Annotated in this window: 14 protein-coding genes; 8 read left to right on the plus strand and 6 right to left on the minus strand. The window is 77.5% G+C overall.

Features of this window, described 5'->3' with window-relative positions:
- Positions 1–460: 460 nt before the first annotated feature.
- Both MW084_RS18340 and MW084_RS18345 read right to left on the minus strand, forming a co-directional pair.
- Positions 461–1,285 carry a TetR family transcriptional regulator gene (locus MW084_RS18340; protein WP_010469524.1) on the minus strand — a complete coding sequence of 275 codons (825 nt, stop codon included), beginning with the start codon at positions 1,283–1,285 and terminating at the stop codon, positions 461–463.
- Positions 1,286–1,409: 124 nt separating this feature from the next.
- Entirely contained in the window at positions 1,410–3,194 is a 1,785-nt protein-coding gene (locus tag MW084_RS18345; protein ID WP_010469523.1) for a 3-hydroxyacyl-CoA dehydrogenase family protein, read from the minus strand.
- Between the two features lie 345 nt (positions 3,195–3,539).
- Between MW084_RS18345 and MW084_RS18350 the strand changes: the two genes are divergently transcribed.
- Positions 3,540–4,102: HEAT repeat domain-containing protein (locus MW084_RS18350; RefSeq protein WP_275563689.1), on the plus strand; the 563-nt coding region annotated here is incomplete at its 3' end.
- Positions 4,103–4,229: 127 nt separating this feature from the next.
- On the opposite strand, the gene MW084_RS18355 is transcribed toward MW084_RS18350, so the two are convergent.
- On the minus strand, positions 4,230–4,643 hold the full coding sequence (locus tag MW084_RS18355) for a RidA family protein (RefSeq protein WP_010469521.1): 414 nt from the start codon (positions 4,641–4,643) through the stop codon (positions 4,230–4,232).
- Between the two features lie 215 nt (positions 4,644–4,858).
- On the opposite strand from MW084_RS18355, the gene MW084_RS18360 reads away from it, so the two are divergent.
- The 4 genes from MW084_RS18360 (at position 4,859) to rox (ending at position 10,935) form a co-directional block, all read left to right on the plus strand.
- On the plus strand, positions 4,859–5,305 hold the full coding sequence (locus tag MW084_RS18360) for an SRPBCC family protein (protein ID WP_010469520.1): 447 nt from the start codon (positions 4,859–4,861) through the stop codon (positions 5,303–5,305).
- A 268-nt stretch (positions 5,306–5,573) separates the two neighbouring features.
- On the plus strand, positions 5,574–8,057 hold the full coding sequence (locus MW084_RS18365) for an MFS transporter (RefSeq protein WP_010469518.1): 2,484 nt from the start codon (positions 5,574–5,576) through the stop codon (positions 8,055–8,057).
- 123 nt (positions 8,058–8,180) lie between these two features.
- Positions 8,181–8,964 (plus strand): PAS domain-containing protein (locus MW084_RS24625; RefSeq protein WP_420833747.1); only part of this gene is annotated, 784 nt, incomplete at its 3' end.
- 546 nt (positions 8,965–9,510) lie between these two features.
- Positions 9,511–10,935: a rifampin monooxygenase gene (gene rox, locus MW084_RS18370; protein WP_010469515.1), complete on the plus strand. Its 1,425-nt coding sequence runs from the start codon at positions 9,511–9,513 to the stop codon at positions 10,933–10,935.
- Between the two features lie 516 nt (positions 10,936–11,451).
- Here the strand turns inward: rox and MW084_RS18375 are convergent.
- Positions 11,452–12,015, minus strand: a complete 564-nt coding sequence (locus MW084_RS18375; protein ID WP_010469513.1) for a hemerythrin domain-containing protein — start codon at positions 12,013–12,015, stop codon at positions 11,452–11,454.
- 143 nt (positions 12,016–12,158) lie between these two features.
- Between MW084_RS18375 and MW084_RS18380 the strand changes: the two genes are divergently transcribed.
- A complete protein-coding gene (locus MW084_RS18380) occupies positions 12,159–12,659 on the plus strand; it encodes a hypothetical protein (RefSeq protein WP_029553373.1) in 501 nt (166 codons plus the stop codon).
- Between the two features lie 121 nt (positions 12,660–12,780).
- Here MW084_RS18380 and MW084_RS18385 read toward each other — a convergent pair whose 3' ends face one another.
- On the minus strand, positions 12,781–13,956 hold the full coding sequence (locus MW084_RS18385; protein ID WP_010469509.1) for an amino acid aminotransferase: 1,176 nt from the start codon (positions 13,954–13,956) through the stop codon (positions 12,781–12,783).
- Positions 13,949–14,917: a DMT family transporter gene (locus MW084_RS18390; RefSeq protein WP_010469507.1), complete on the minus strand. Its 969-nt coding sequence runs from the start codon at positions 14,915–14,917 to the stop codon at positions 13,949–13,951. The genes MW084_RS18385 and MW084_RS18390 overlap by 8 nt, the downstream gene beginning before the upstream one ends.
- A gap of 164 nt (positions 14,918–15,081) precedes the next feature.
- On the opposite strand from MW084_RS18390, the gene MW084_RS18395 reads away from it, so the two are divergent.
- Both MW084_RS18395 and MW084_RS18400 read left to right on the plus strand, forming a co-directional pair.
- Positions 15,082–15,549, plus strand: a complete 468-nt coding sequence (locus MW084_RS18395) for an Lrp/AsnC family transcriptional regulator (RefSeq protein ID WP_010469505.1) — start codon at positions 15,082–15,084, stop codon at positions 15,547–15,549.
- Positions 15,550–15,596: 47 nt separating this feature from the next.
- Positions 15,597–15,658, plus strand: a 62-nt coding sequence (locus MW084_RS18400; RefSeq protein WP_275563841.1) for a M55 family metallopeptidase, incomplete at its 3' end; no start/stop codon positions are given.

The raw sequence follows: 15,658 nt of genomic DNA on the forward strand, positions 1-15,658 counted from the left end.
GCCAGGNNCGGCGGGGCGCCGGCGCCCGCCGCGCCCGTCAGGAGTAAGGCGAGCGCCGTGCCGCCTCCGAGGGCGGCACGGCGCAGGGGTCCGGGCGGGGAAGGAGTCATGAAGGCACGGATCCTTTCGCGGGGGAGCGGCGGGAGGGCGGAAGCCCCTCGCCTCCGGTCGGCCCCCCTGCCTCCCGATGGTTGGACACCCGCCCCACTCGCAGGGTTGTGCGGCCCCGGCCCCGGCGCCGGCCTCGGCCCCGGTCCGGCGGACGCACGCGAACCGGTGGCGCGTGTACGGCTCCGGGCCCGCGCCCGTACGGTCCCGGACACCCCGGGTCCCGCGCATCCAGGCCCACCCCGGCCCGTGCCCGTGCCCGCGCCCGTACGGTCCCGGGGAGCGGCGTCCGTGCCCGCCCCGGGCCCGGCGGTACGCCGCCCGGGGGAGGGAACCGGCCCGGCCGTCCCCGTCAGTCCGCGTCGTGGCCCAGTGCGCGGGTGATGGTGCGCATCACCTGGTCGAGCGGGGCGTCCGCACGGGCCACCGCGACCAGCACGTCGCCCTCGGCCGACGCGGTGACCGCGGGGCCCTCGCCGCCCGTGCGGGGCGCCGCGGACCGGCCGGCGCTGATCCCGGTGCCGAAGGTCCTGCGGACGATCGCGAACGCGTGGTCCAACTGGGCCTCCACGTCGCCCTCGGCGCCGGCCCGCAGCCAGCGGCGCAGCACGTGGTTGTGCGCCGTGACGACCGCGGACGCGGCCACCTCCGCCAGCAGCGGGTCGTCGTTGCCGTCGTGGTGGTCGCGCTCGTCGAAGTGGCCCAGCAGGTAGCGGGTGAACAGCCGCTCGTAACGGGCCACCGAGGCGATCTCGCGCTCCCGGAGGGTGGGGACCTCCCGGGTGAGCCGGTAGCGCGCGACGGACACCGCCGGGGACGCCGCGTACATCTTCATGACTTCCTTGATGCCCCGGCACACCGTGTCGAGCGGGTGCTCGTGCGCGGGGGCCGCGTTGAGGACCGCCTCGGCCCGGACCAGGGTGTCGTCGTGGTCCGGGAAGATCGCCTCCTCCTTGGAGCGGAAGTGGCGGAAGAACGTCCGCCGCGCCACGCCCGCCGCGGCGGCGATCTCGTCGACCGTCGTCGTCTCGTAGCCCTTCGTCGCGAACAGCTCCATCGCGGCCGCCGCCAGTTCGCGGCGCATCTTCAGCCGCTGGGCGGCGGCGCGGCCGCCCGCGGCGCTCTCCGGGACGTCGGACGCGGTACTGGCACGGGGTGTCTTCGCGGGCTGGGACATGTCCCGAACGTACTCCATCGCCCCCGGGGACCGTGCCCGAGGGGGAGAGCCGCCCGGAGGCCCGAGCAGCCCGCCCCACCCGCCGTGCGCCCCGTGCGGCCCCGGGCCGCGGTGGCCGCCGGGTTCAGCGCCGCGCATGCTCGCGGAAACCGCGCCCCGTCTTGCGGCCCAGGCAGCCGGCCGCCACCAGGTGCTCCAGCAGCGGCGCGGGCGCCAGGCCGGGCTCGCGGAACTCCTCGTGCAGGACCCGCTGGATGGCGAGGGACACGTCCAGGCCCACCACGTCGAGCAGTTCGAACGGGCCCATCGGGTAGCCGCCGCCCAGCCTCATCGCGGCGTCGACGTCGTCGGGCGTCGCGTAGTGCTCCTGGACCATCTTGACCGCGTTGTTCAGGTACGGGAAAAGCAGGGCGTTGACGATGAACCCGGAGCGGTCCCCGCAGTCCACCGGGTGCTTGCGGATCCGCGCCGTGACCGCGCGGACGGTGGCGAGGACGTCGTCGCCGGTGAGGACCGTGCGGACGACCTCCACCAGCCTCATCGCCGGGGCCGGGTTGAAGAAGTGCATCCCCACCACGTCCTGCGGGCGGGAGGTGGCGCGGGCGCAGGCGACGACGGGCAGCGACGAGGTGGTGGTGGCGAGGACCGCGCCGGGCCGGCACACCCGGTCGAGCGCGGCGAACAGCTCCCGCTTCACCTCCAGGTCCTCCGCGACCGCCTCGACGGCCAGGTCGACCCCGGCGAACGCGTCGAGCGAACCCGCGGGGGAGATTCGCGCCAGTGCCGCGTCGCGAGCCTCGGCGGTCAGCCGGCCCCGGGCGACCGAGCGCTCCAGGGACGCGGCGACACGTGCCTTCGCCGTCCCGGCCTTCTCCCGGGAGCGGGCGGCGAGGACCACGTCGTACCCGGCCTTCGCGAAGACCTCCGCGATGCCCGACGCCATCGTCCCGGACCCGGCGACGCCGACCGAGAGGACCCGGCGGGGCGCCGCCCCGTCCGCGCCGCCCGGCCGCGGGGTGAGCGCGTCCGGGACGACCGCGGCGCTGCCCGGCGCCTCGTAGGTGTAGAAGCCGCGGCCCGCCTTGCGGCCCGTCAGCCCCGCCCCGGACAGGTGCCCCAGGATCGGCGCGGGCGCGTACAGCCGGTCCCGCGACCCGGCGTACAGGGCGTCCAGCACGGTGCGGGCGATGTCGACGCCGATCAGGTCCAGCAGCGCCAGCGGGCCCATCGGCAGGCCGCAGCCGAGCCGCATCGCCGCGTCGATGTCCTCCCGGGAGGCGTACCGCGACTCGTACATGGCGGCGGCCTGGTTGAGGTAGCCGAACAGCAGGCCGTCCGCGACGAAGCCGGGGCGGTCGCCGACGGCGACGGGCTCCTTGCCCAGGTCGTGCGCCAGGTCCGTGACGGCGGCGACGGCCCGCGGGTCGGTCAGCACCGACGACACGACCTCGACCAGCTTCATCGCCGGGGCCGGGTTGAAGAAGTGCAGGCCCAGCACGCGCTCCGGGCGGGCGGAGTCGGCGGCGAGCCGGGTCACGGACAGCGCGTTCGTCCCGGTCGCGATGATCGCGTCCGGCCGGACGATGCCGTCCAGGGCGCGCACCACCCGCTGCTTCACCTCGTACGACTCGGGCACGACCTCGATGACGAGGTCGGCGCCGGCCGCGTCCTCCAGGCGGAGGGAGGTGCGGAACCGGGCGAGGACGCCGCGCCGCTCCTCCTCGGTGATCCGCCCGCGGGCCGCGGACCTGGCGGTGGAGGCGGCGAGCGAGGCGACCGCGCGGCGGGCGGCGTCCTCGCTGACGTCGACGCCGACGACCTCGCGGCCGGCGCGGGCGAGGACCTCGGCGATGCCGGTGCCCATGGTGCCGAGACCGACGACGGCGACGGTGGAGAGAGGGGTGTCCATCACGGGACTCCAGGGGTGAGTGACGGCTGGTCGTGGTGCGGGCACCCGGCGTCACGCGCGCACGGGGGCGCGGCGCGGGGGGCGTACCGCGAGCGGACCGCGCCGGACGGGCGTGCCCGTGCGCGTCGCGCGGAGGAGCCGACGGACTCTGTCCCGAAGTCGCGTCGTGGAAGGTGCCGAACCGACTGGCACCCGGGCGGCTGCGTCACCAGGCCGCCCGGAGGGGTGCGGGGGATCGACCCCGCTCACCTGAGCTTAACCGGTGGGTAACGAGCGCGCCAGCCCCCGGGTGGGCCGGGGCCGCGATCTGGTTCGCGGCCCCGGCCCGTCGCTACCCTGACCGCCATGGACCCGGAGTTCGGCTCGCTCACCGACCGGCTGCGCGACGAGGCCGGGGACGACCCCGCGTACGGGCGGCTCGCCGCCACCGGCGACCCGGACGAACTGGCCGCCGTCCTCACCGCGCCCGGACAGCCGCTGTGGGCCCGCGAACTGGCCGCGTTCCGGCTGGGCGCCGCCGGGGACCGGCGCGCCTTCGAGGCGCTGGTGCTGCTCCTCAACCACCGGGACCCGGAGCGCTGCGTGTCCGCCGCCCACGCGCTGACCCTGCTCGGCGACCCGCGCACCGCCCGCGCCGCCGCCGCGCTCGCCACCAACGAACTGCGCGTCGCCTACGCCCTGGTACCCGTACGGCTCCTGGCCGCGCTGCGCGCCCCCGAGTCCGTACCGGCCCTGGTCACCGTGCTGGGCCGCCGCCTCGACCCGGACGACCCGCACTGGCGGGTGGGCGCCGCCTGCGCGGAGGGGCTCGGCTCGCTCGCCGACCCCCGCGCGCGCCCCGTCCTGGAGGCCGCCCGCCGCCACCCGCGCATCGGCCCGGCCGCCGCGGCGGCCCTGGCCCGCCTGCCNGGGCCGNGNGAGCGGGGCGCGGGAGCCGGAACCGGCTCCCNCGCCCCTTTCTCGCCGCCGNNCCCGCGGCGGACCGCGGGCCCCGCGGCCCCGCTCCGGCCGCCGCCGTCCTCCCGCCCCCCGGGGTCAGGGCCGGCGCTCCTCCGGGACCACGGCGAACGCGTCGACCTCCATCAGCAACCCGGGCCGGAACAGCGCCGCCACCTGGACGGCGCTGCCGGCCGGCGGGCGGGCCGTGTCGACCACCTCGTCGCGGGCGGCGCGCAGGGCCGGGAGGTGCGCCACGTCCGTCACGTAGTACGTCAGCTTCACCACGTCGTCGAAGGTGGCGCCGGCCGCCGCCAGGCAGCGGCCCAGGTTCGCGAAGACCTGCCGTGCCTGGGCCGCGGGGTCGCCGTCCCCGACGATCCGGCCCTCCGCGTCGAGGGCGCACTGCCCGGACACCGCCACGAACCGGCCGGTGCCCCACACGACGTGGCTGTAACCGGAACCGGGCGCGACCCCCCGGGGGGCCGCCACGTGCGTCAGATGAGTCGTCATGCCGCCCATCCTCCCGGACCGTTCGGCCCCGCCCGGCGGCGGGCCCCACCGCGCGCCCGGCCGCCGCCCCGTGCTTCGCGGTCCGGGGCCGGGCCGCGCGCGCCGCCGTGCGGACCAGTCCCCGGCACCGCCGGGCGCGGCCGGATTTGGGCCTGTCCGCCGCAGGTGGTTGGCTGGACGCCTGACCGGAGGACGAGACGCTGGAGGACAAGGCGATGGCACAGGTCGAGGCGACGACGGAGCGGGTCATCGCGGCGGGCGCGGAGACGGTGTTCGACACGCTGGCCGACTACGCGGGGACGCGCGCCAGGCTGCTGCCCGAGCAGTTCAGCGAGTACCGGGTCGACGAGGGCGGCGACGGCGAGGGCACCGTCGTCCACTGGAAGCTCCAGGCCACCAGCAAGCGCGTCCGCGACTGCCTGCTCGACGTCACCGAGCCCACCGACGGGCAGCTCGTCGAGAAGGACCGCAACTCCTCCATGGTCACCACCTGGACCGTCACCCCCGCGGGGGAGGGCCGCTCCCGGGTCATCGTCACCACCGTCTGGAACGGCGCCGGCGGCATCGGCGGCTTCTTCGAGCGCACCTTCGCCCCCAAGGGCCTGGCCCGCATCCACGACGCGGTCCTCGCCAACCTGGCGGCCGAGACCGAGAAGAGGTAACCCTTCGGGCGCCCGCCCCCTCGTTCACCGGATCGGGTGGACCTTCCGCCCGCCCCGTACGGGTGACGCGCGTGCGCGGCGGGCGGCCCGTCGGCCCCGCCGCCCCCCGGACACCCTGCGCGGACGGCCCGCCGCCGCCTCCCGGACACCCGGCGGCGGGTCCTTCCCGTTCGCCTTCCGCCCCTGATGCCCCACTTGATCCCGCTGCGTGCGGGAGGCGAACAATGGCGCCCCGTACGCGAGCCGCCAGACGAGGGGAGCAGGTTCCGTGGGTGGGATCACGCTGACGAAGGACGGGGGCGCCGCGCCCGGCGGCACCGCGCCGCCGACCGCCGGGAGCGCGCCGCGCCGCCCCGCCCCCGCACCCCGGCGGAGCCGCACAGGGCCGGTCCTGGCGGGGCTCGTCCTCGCGGTGCTCCTCGCCGCGTTCCAGCAACTCGCCGTCGCCGCCGTCCTCCCCGCGCTCGCCGCCGACCTGCCGGGCGGCCCCGACCGCGTCCCCTGGGCCGTCGTCGCGTACCTCCTCACGGCGGGCGCCTCCCTGCCGCTCCACGGCAAGCTGGGCGACCTCTACGGCCGCAAGGGACCGCTCCTCTGCGCGCTGGCCCTGTTCGCCGCCGCGTCCGCCCTGGCCGGCTGGGCCCGCACACCGGACGAACTGGTCGCCCTGCGCGCCGTCCAGGGCCTCGGCGCCGGGGGCGTGCTCGCCGGCGCCCAGGCCGTCACCGCCTCCCTCGCCCCCGTCCACCGCCGCGCCCGCCACCTCGCCCTGCTCGGCGCCGCGTTCGCGGTCGCCACCGCCGCGGGCCCGCTCCTCGGGGCGTACGTCGCCGGTACCGCCTCCTGGCGCTGGACGTTCCACCTCACCGCGCCCGGCTGCCTCGCCGCCCTGCTCCTCGTCGGAGCCGCCCTCGCCCCGCCGGAGCCCGGGGCCGCGCGGGGCCGGGGCTCCGCCGCCGCCCACCGCCGCGCCCGCTCCGGACTGCCCGGCGCGCTCCTCCTGAGCGCCGCGGCCACCTGCCTCTTCCTGCTGCTCGCCTGGGCCGGCGGCCAGTACGCCTGGACCTCCCGCACCGTCGCCGTCCTGGCCTGCGCCGCCGCGGCCGGCCTGCTGCTCTGCGCGGCCACCGCCCGCCGCGTACCGGAACCGGTGCTCCCGCCGCGACTGCCGCGCGACCCGGCCTTCCTGATCGCCGGGTTCGCCGCCGCCGCAGTCGGCGCCTGCCTGGCCGGCCTCGCGGTCTGCCTCCCGGCCCTCCTCCGGCGGGGCGGCCCGCAGGGGCTGTGGGAGACGGTGCTGCCGGTGCTGCCGTTCCTCGGTTCCCTCGCCGCCGCGTCCCTCGTCTCCGGACACCTCGCCCACCGCACCGGCCGCTACGCCGTCCAGGGCGCCGTCGGCGTCTCCGTCGCCTGGGTCGGCGTGTGGCTGCTCTCCCGCGCCGACGCCGACACGCCGTACGTCGAGCACGGCGTCTGGCAGGCACTCGCCGGCACCGGCCTCGGCCTCGTCCTGCCCGTCCTCGTCCTCGCCGCGCAGAACGCCGCGCCGCCCGCCGACCTCGGCGCCGCGACCGGTGTCCACGCCCTGTGCGGCCAGCTCGGCGTGTGCGCGGGCGTCACCCTCCTCGGCACCCTCGCCGCCGGGCCGCGGGCGCTGCCCTCCGCGCTGCGCGAGGGGTACGTCCAGGCGTACGCCGACGCCGCGCCGCGCGTCCTGCTCCACCTGGCGGCGTTCCTGGGAGCCGGCCTGCTGGCGGTCCTCTTCCTCAGGGAGAGGACACCGGTGGACGGTACCGGGCCTGCGGGGGGCACCGTCCCCGGGGCGCGCACCCCCGAACCCGGGCCGGGTCCCGCCGCGCCCGGCCCGTTCGGGTCGGTGCCGCCCCCGGCGGACGGGGCCGCGTACGAGTCGAACGGGGCCGCGTACGAACCGGACGGGGCCGCGTACGAGCGGGCGGGGGAGGCGTGCGAGCCGGCGCCCGGGCCCGGCGCGCCCCTGTGCGGCACGGTCCGCCACCACGACGGCACCCCCGTCCCCGGGGCGGCCCTCACCCTGCTGGACGCCCGCGGCCGCCAGGTCGGCCGGGGCGCGAGCGGCCCCGGAGGCCGGTACGCGCTGAGCACCCCCGCCCCCGGCGCGTACGTCCTCATCGCCTCCGCGGCCGGCCACCGGCCCCGCGCCGTCACCCTCACCGCGGGTGCCCGCCCCGACGGGCCCGTCGAACGGGACGTCGTCCTCGGCGGCGCCGGGCGCCTGCGCGGCACCGTCGCCGCCCCGGACGGCACCCCCGTCGAGGACGCCCTCGTCACCCTCACCGACGCGCGGGGCGAGGTCGTCGCCACGGCCCGCACCGGCCCCGGCGGCGGATACGCCCTCACCGGCCTCCTCGCCGGGGACCACACCCTCACCGCCGGCGCGCCCGGACTGGGCCCCACCGCCCTTTCGGTCCGGGTGCGCGCGGACGGCGAGACCTGGCAGGACGTGGAGGTCGCGGGCGGCGGCGTCGTCTGCGGCACCGTGCGGGCCCCCGACGGCCGCCCCGTCGAGGACGCCCGGGTGTCGCTCCTCGACGCGGCCGGCGACACCGTCGGCACCCTCCTCACCGGCCCCGACGGCGCCTTCCGCTTCCCCGACCTGGCGTCCGGCGCCTACACGGTGATCGCCTCGGGATACCCGCCGGTGGCCACCTCGTTGCAGGTCGCCGGGGGTGCCCGCACCACGGAGGACGTCCGGCTCGCCCACGGCGGGTGATTCCCGGCCGGTTCCGCGACCCGGTACGGGACACTCCGGCGATTCCCGGCGTTCCGCCGGTGCGCGCCCGTACCGTGAGGGCGGTACCGCGGACCGCCGAGGCGGGGAGAGGAGCAGCCGGCCATGGACGGTGACGTGCACCGGACCGTGCCCGAGCCCACCTCCGGGGAGGACCGGGCGCCCCTCGCCGCGGCCCTCGTCGACCGCGCGGGGCGGATCTCCCACTGGTCGGCCGGAGCCCGGCGCCTGTTCGGCCACTCCAGCGAGGAGGCCGTGGGCCGTCCCGCCGTCGATCTCCTGCCGGTCTCCGGCGCGCTCGCCGGCAACGGCCTGCTCGCCGGTGACGGGCCGTACGACGATGGCGGGCCGTACGACGACGGCGGTGTGTTCGCCGGTGACGGGCCGTCCACCGGAAGGGACGCACCCGCCGGTGACGGGCCGTACGGCGTGCGGGTCGTCGGCGGCCCGGACGCCGTCTCGCGGGAGCCGTACCCCAGGGCCGGGTGGGCGCGCCTGGTCCGCCCGGGCGGGGAGCGCGCGGAGGTGCTGTGGTGGGCGTACCCGCTGAGCGGGCCGGGCCGGGACCGGCTCCTCGTGCTGGCCGCCGACGCCGCGCCGTACCGGGGCGGACCCGGCGGGGGCCCGGGCGCGCCCGGCTTCGCCCCGTGCGTCGGGCCGGGGGGCGCCGCCGGGTCGGCCCGGCACCTCCTCGGGGCCCTGCCCGGTCTGAGCGCCGGGGAGGCCGCCGGGATCGCCGCACGGGTACGCGAACCGGGCCTCCCCGTGGTGGAGTCCGGCGACCGCACCCACGTCCTCGTCGCGCTCGGCCCGGGGACGCGGCCCCGCACCGGGCCCCGGAGCGGCGTCGCCGGGGACGCCGCCCCGGGGCCCGGCCGGGGCGGCGGGGNGGGGGCGGCGGATCGCNNNCGCACGGCCGTGCGGGGGAACGCACTGAGGGACCGGCCGGGCGGCGGACGGGGCGCCGCCGACCGATGATGCGCGCCCGCACCGCGGGGAGCGGGGAGTGGGGAGCGGTGGCGGCCGTACGGCGGAGAACGGGGAACGTCGGTGGCGGCCGTACGGGCGGGGTACGGAGGGCCACGAGAAGCGGCGGTGCGCGGTACCGGGGGCTCCGCGCGGCCCGGCCGCCGTCGCCCCGTGAGGGGCCGTCGTCCACGGCGGGCGCGGAAAAGCGAGGAGGGAACCCGCTCCTCGCCACTTTCAACGTATAGCGCGTCGGGGGGCTTGCGGCAAGGCCCCGGTCGTGCCGGAGAATCGTCGGCCTGGAGCGGAACCTGACGAAATGCCAGGTACGCGACGTACGTCCGTTGTTGCCACGCGTGACTCCCAGGGGGCGCCGAGCCACCGGTGCGACTCGCGCCACGGCCCGGGCGCCCGGTACGGGACCGCGCGGCGGCCTACCGCGACACAACCTTTCGAACGGGTGGTTTCCATGATCGACGTGATCATCGCCGGCGGCGGGCCGACCGGCCTGATGCTGGCGTGCGAGCTACGGCTGCACGGCGTGCGCGTGCTCGTGCTGGAGAGGGAGGCGGAGCCGGCCACGTATGTCCGCGCGCTCGGCCTGCACGTGCGCAGCATCGAGGTGATGGACCAGCGCGGTCTGCTGGAACGGTTCCTCGCCCATGGGCGGCGGTACCCGGTCGGCGGGTTCTTCGCCGCCCTCGACGCGCCCCCGCCGGACCTGGACAGCGCGCACGCCTACGTCCTCGGCATCCCGCAGACCGTCACCGACCGCCTCCTGGCCGAGCGCGCCGCCGAACTCGGCGCCGAGGTCCGGCGCGACTGCGAACTGGTCGGCCTGAGCCAGGACGCCCAGGGGGTGACCGTCGGGACGGCCGACGGCACGCGGCTGCGTTCGCGCTACCTCGTCGGCTGCGACGGCGGCCGCAGCACGGTGCGCAAACTGCTCGGCGTCGGCTTCCCCGGCGAGCCCGCCAGGAACGAGACGCTGCTGGGCGAGATGGAGGTGACCGCGGACCCCGAGACGGTCGCCGCCGCCGTCGGGGAGGTGCGCAGGACCGAGAAGCGGTTCGGCCTCGGACCTCTCGGAGACGGGGTGTACCGCGTCGTCGTGCCCGCCGACGGACTGGCCGGGGACCGCACGGTCCCGCCGACCCTGGAGGAGTTCGGACGGCGGCTGCGGGCGTTCGCCGGCACGGACTTCGGCGTGCACTCGCCGCGCTGGCTCTCCCGCTTCGGCGACGCAACCCGGTTGGCCGACCGCTACCGCGTCGGCCGGGTCCTGCTGGCCGGCGACGCGGCGCACGTCCACCCGCCGGTCGGGGGGCAGGGGCTCAACCTCGGCATCCAGGACGCGTTCAACCTCGGCTGGAAACTCGCCGCCGAGGTGAGCGGTCGCGCGCCGGAGGGGCTGCTCGACAGCTACCAGAGCGAGCGCCGTCCGGTGGCCGCACAGGTGCTGGACAACACCCGCGCGCAGATCGAACTGCTGTCCCCGGAACCGGGTGCCCGGGCGGTACGCGGGCTGCTGGCGGAGCTGATGCGCTTCGAGGAGGTGAACCGGCACCTGACCGAGAAGATCACCGCGACCGGGATCCGCTACGACTTCGGCGAGGGCCACGAGTTGCTCGGCCGGCGGCTGCGGGACGTGGAACTGACCCGGGGGCGCCTCTACGAGCTGATGCGCGGCGGCCGCGGACTGCTGCTGGACCGGACCGGCCGCCTCTCGGCGGCGGGTTGGGCCGACCGGGTCGACCACGTCGTCGACCCCGGCGCGGCACTGGACGTGCCCGCGGTGCTGCTGCGGCCGGACGGCCACGTGGCGTGGGTCGGCGAGGACCCGCGGGAGCTGTCCGACCGGCTGGCCGCGTGGTTCGGTGACGCCGCCGCCTGAAGGCGCGGCCGGGGCAGGGGCTGGGGNCGGGGCCGGGCAGGGAGGAGCGGACGCGGCACCGGCGGCCCCGGCACGCGATCCGGCGGCCGTACTGCCGTGCCGCCGTGCCGCCGTACCGCCGTACCGGAGGCCCGGAATCCCGCCGTCCCGGAGCCCTACCGCCCCGGAGCCCCGGGTGACGTGCGGGAGCCGACGGGCCGCCCGGCCGGGGCGGCCGACCAAGCGGTGTGGCCGACAGGCTGACGCGGCCGAGGGGCCGGACGCGGCCCGTGGCCCGGTGGGGGCGGTCCTTGTGAGGCCCCGCGGCCCGTGGGGAGGGCGCCGGTGCCGGTGGGCATGCCCTGGGGCGCCCGAGGGGAGGTCGAGGCAGCCCGGCCGCAACCGCCGGGTCGCGGTCACGGCCCGTGGGGCGGCGGCCTCACGGGCACTCCGGGCCGCACCCCGCACGTCATGCCACGGCACCGCGCCGGCGCCGGCCACCTCGGGCCGGCGCCGGCGCGGTGCCGTGACGTGCGGTCAGCCCTGCTTGCCGCGTCCCGTGAGCGTGTCGCGCAGGCGGTCGACCATGCCCGCGCCCCGGTCGAGCAGCTTGTTGGCCGGGGGCTTGTCCGGGGCGGCCGGGTGCGGGCGGGTCGGCGCCATCTTCTTCGCCTGCCGCACCTTCTCGCCCAGTTCCTCCAGCTTCTCCTGGGAGCACGCCGCGCGGAGCCGGGGCAGCAGGTCCGCCTCCTCGTCAGCCACGTGCTCGCGGACCTCCGCCATCAGCTGCGCGATCATCGTGTCGAACCGGGGGTGGTCCGCGTCGCACTCCTCCAGCTCCTTCATGGTGCGCTCGGCGGCCGCGTGGTCCTCCAGCTCCTTGTCGGCGAGTGAGTCGCCGTCGGGCAGGTACTCCCGTACCGCCGGGTACAGGTACTCCTCCTCCGCGACCGCGTGGCGGACCAGCTCCATCACGGCCTGGTCCGCGAGGCGCTTGCGCTCCGGGTCGCCGGGCGGCAGCTCCTGGATGCGGACGAACAGCTCCTCCACCTCCTGGTGGTCGGTGGTCAGCTCGGTGATCACGTCTCCGCCGTGTCCCATGAGTCTCCGTCTCCTCCTGCGTTCCGGGTGAAGGGTGCAGAGTGCGGATACCACCGGTGGCGGGTGATATGCGTCATTACGCCGTACGGCCCCGCCGGGGTAGCGTGCACCGTCCGAACACCCCGACGGCCTACGGACCGACCGTGCACACACCGCTCTCCCCGATCGTCGCGGCCACCGCGCAGTGGCTCCTCGGCGCCTACCCGCCGGGTGGCGGCGCCGTCGACCGCGCCCTCGCGGAGGCGCAGGCGCGGCAGGCCGCCGGCCTCGCCGCGGCGCTGCGCTACCCCACCGAACTCGACGCCGCCCTGGTCGCCGTCACCGGCGCCGGGGGCGCGGGCCGGCTCGACCGGATCGCCGGCGCCGCGGCGGACGGCGCGCCGTGGCGGAGCTGGGTGGACGAGACCGTCGCGAGCTGGGCCGCCTGCCTGCTCGGCGAACCCGCCCTGGCGCGGGCCGCCGCCGCCCTCGCCGGACCCGCGCCGGGCCGGTACCGCCGTCTCCTGTCGCCCGGCGACCGGGACCTCCGCGCGGCGGCGCTGCTGCGCCACCCCGACCTGCTGGCCCCGGTCGCCGACCTCCACCGCGCGGAGCTCCTCGCGGCCCTCGCCCCCGGCCCGCGGGATCCGGCCGTCCCCGTGTAGGGCGCGGGGCCCTCCGGACCCGGGCGGCGGCGGGTGGCGCCGCGCCTCCCTCCCCGTACGGGCTAGGGGGCGGCGGCCCCTGAGGCGTGCCGCGCGTCGCCTCCCCGCGCGGGGCGCGGGGTCAGACCGCGACCGGGGCCAGTACCGCCGCGATCGCCCCGGCCAGCCGGTCCACCCGGTCCGACGGGAGCCCCGCGATGTTGATCCGGCCGCCGGCCGTGCCGTACACCGCGTGGTCCCGGCGCAGCACCGCCATCTGCTCCGGCGACAGCGGCAGCCCCGCGAACATGCCCTTCTGCCGGGCCAGCGGCTCCGCGACGGCGCCGCAGCCCAGCGCCTCCAGCGCCGCGGTCAGCGCGGCGCGGTTGCCCGCGATCCGGTCCCGCATCGCGTCCAGTTCCGCGCGCCACGCCCCGCGCAGCTCCGCGTCCTGAAGGATCGTCGCCACGATCGCGGCGCCGTGCTCGGGCGGCATCGAGTACAGGGTGCGGGCGGCGTTCTGCAGGGCCGTCTCGACGTTCCGCAGGGCCCGTGCCGAGGCGCCCAGCACGATCGCGCAGCCCGTGCGGTCCGCGTACAGCCCGAAGTTCTTCGAGCAGCTCACCGCGGCCAGCACCTCGGGCAGCCGCTCGGCCAGCATCCGCGCCGCCCACAGGTCCTCGTCCAGGCCGTCGCCGAGCCCGTGGTACGCCAGGTCCAGGAACGGCGTCCACCCCGCGCGGTCCGCCAGGTCCGCCAGCGCCTCCCACACCTCCCGGGACGGGTCGGCGCCGGTCGGGTTGTGGCAGCAGCCCTGCAGCAGCACGACGTCCTCCCGGCCGGCGCCGCGCAGGTCCTCCAGCAGCCCGGCGGGATCGGTCCAGCGGTAGGTGCGCACGGCCAGGCCCGCGGCCTCCAGGATCGGCCGGTGGTTCACGTACGCCGGGTCGCTGATCCACACGGTCGTGCCGGGGCGGGTCTGCCGCACCAGGTCGGCCAGCAGCCGCAGCGCGCCCGTGCCGGCGACGGTCTGCACGGCGACGGCCCGGCCGGGCGGCACGTCGCCGCCCAGGACCAGCGAGAGCATCGCGCGGTTGAACGCCGTGTTGCCGGACAGGCCCCGGTACTCCTTGGAGGCGGACAGCTCCGCGAGGCGCGCCTCCGCCTCCCGCACGGCCCGCATCACCGGGGTCGCGCCGGTGTGGTCGCGGTAGACGCCCAGGACGAGGTTCAGCCGTTCGGGGCGCGGGTCGGCGCCGAACTCGGCGGCCAGATTCCACAGCGGGTCGGCCGGCGGGGCGGGCAGCAGCTCAAGCATCGGGGGAGACCTCCGGTTCGCGCGGGGGACGGGGGCGTCGGTTCGCCAGGACCACGCCCGTGGTGATGAGGGGCACGCCGACGAGGACGGCCGCCGTCGGCCGCTCGCCCAGCAGGGGGATCGCCAGCAGGACCACGGCCACCGGGCTGAGGCTGCCCACCACGGAGCTGCGCTCGGCCCCCAGCCGCCGGATCGCGAACGCGTACAGCAGCCCGGCGCACAGGCCCACGCCCAGTCCCTGCACCACCAGGAACAGCGCCACGTCGGCCGCCGCCGCGCGGGCGAGCCCGGTCGGCAGCACGCCGGCCGCCACCAGTACGGCGACCACCGCGAACGACGGCACGCACAGCAGCCCGATCGACCCGACCGGGTCGAGGTCCACCTCCTTGAGGCCGACCGTGTACAGCGCCCACAGCCCGCTCGCCACCAGCAGCGTCCCGGAGCCCAGCATCACGTCGGCGTCGAACGGCACCGCGTACCGCCACACCAGCGCCACCACGCCCACCGCGATCAGCACCAGCCCGGCTGCCTGGGTCCCGCGCGGCACGCCCCGCCCCCGCGCCACCATCAGCGCGGACACGAACAGCGGCACCATGCCCGGCACGATCGCCCCGACGAACGACGCCGAGGTCAGCGACCCGCCGAACATCGCGGCCAGGAAGAACGGCACCCCGGCCCCGCACACGATCTTCGCGGCCGGACCGGGCCGCACCGCGGCCAGCGCCCGCCGGCGCCGCCACAGCGCGGGCGCCAGGGCGACCAGCGGAACCCCGAAGCGCAGCAGCGCCGCGTCGGCGGGCAGCAGCGTCGACGCGCTCAGCGCCCGCGCGCTCAGGGCGAAGGCCGCCCAGATCGACACGGTCAGCAGCAGCGCCACCATGCCGGCGGCCCCCGGGGAGAGGCCGCGCGGGAGCACTCCGCGGCCCGCCGCGGGCACCCCCATCGTGTTCGTCGCGACCACAACACCCTCCACGCCAGACGATCCGCCCCTGTGCCGCAACGCTAGGGCTTCGGCCGGGGCAGCCGATTGCCAGTTCTGCCGCCCGGACATATGTTTGGGGCAGGATCTGCCAAGAACGGCGGGTAACAGCCGAGGGCCGGGAGGCCCGGGGAGCGGGCGGCGGCGTGGACGACATCGACCTGCGGATCATCCGCGAACTCCAGACCGACGGCCGGCTCTCCAACCAGGAGCTCGCCGACCGCGTCCGGCTCTCCCCCTCCCCGTGCCTGCGCCGGGTCCGCCGCCTGGAGGAGGCCGGGCTCATCCGCGGCTACACCGCCATGGTCGACCAGGTCGCCTACGGGCTGCCGATCACCGTGTTCGTCCGCGTCCGCCTGGAGCGCCACACCGCGGAGGCCGTCGCCGTCTTCGAGGAGCGCGTCGCCCTCATCGAGCACATCCAGGACTGCTACCTGATGGCCGGCAGCAGCGACTACCTGCTGCGCGTGGTGATCGAGAGCCTGGAGGCGTACGAGCGCCTGGTCCGCGACCGGGTCCACGCCATCCCCGGGATCGCGTCGATCGAGTCCAGCTTCGCGTTCGGCAGCGTCAAGCAGTCCCGCACGTACCCGCGTCCGGCGCGCCCCCGCTGAGGGCGCCGTTCCCGGTGGCGGCACCGGGCGGCGCGTACCGTGGGGACATGAAGATCCTCATCAGCGCCGACATGGAGGGCGCCACCGGGGTCACCTGGCCCGCCGACGT

The organism is Streptomyces sudanensis, assembly GCF_023614315.1.
Lineage (GTDB): Bacteria > Actinomycetota > Actinomycetes > Streptomycetales > Streptomycetaceae > Streptomyces > Streptomyces sudanensis.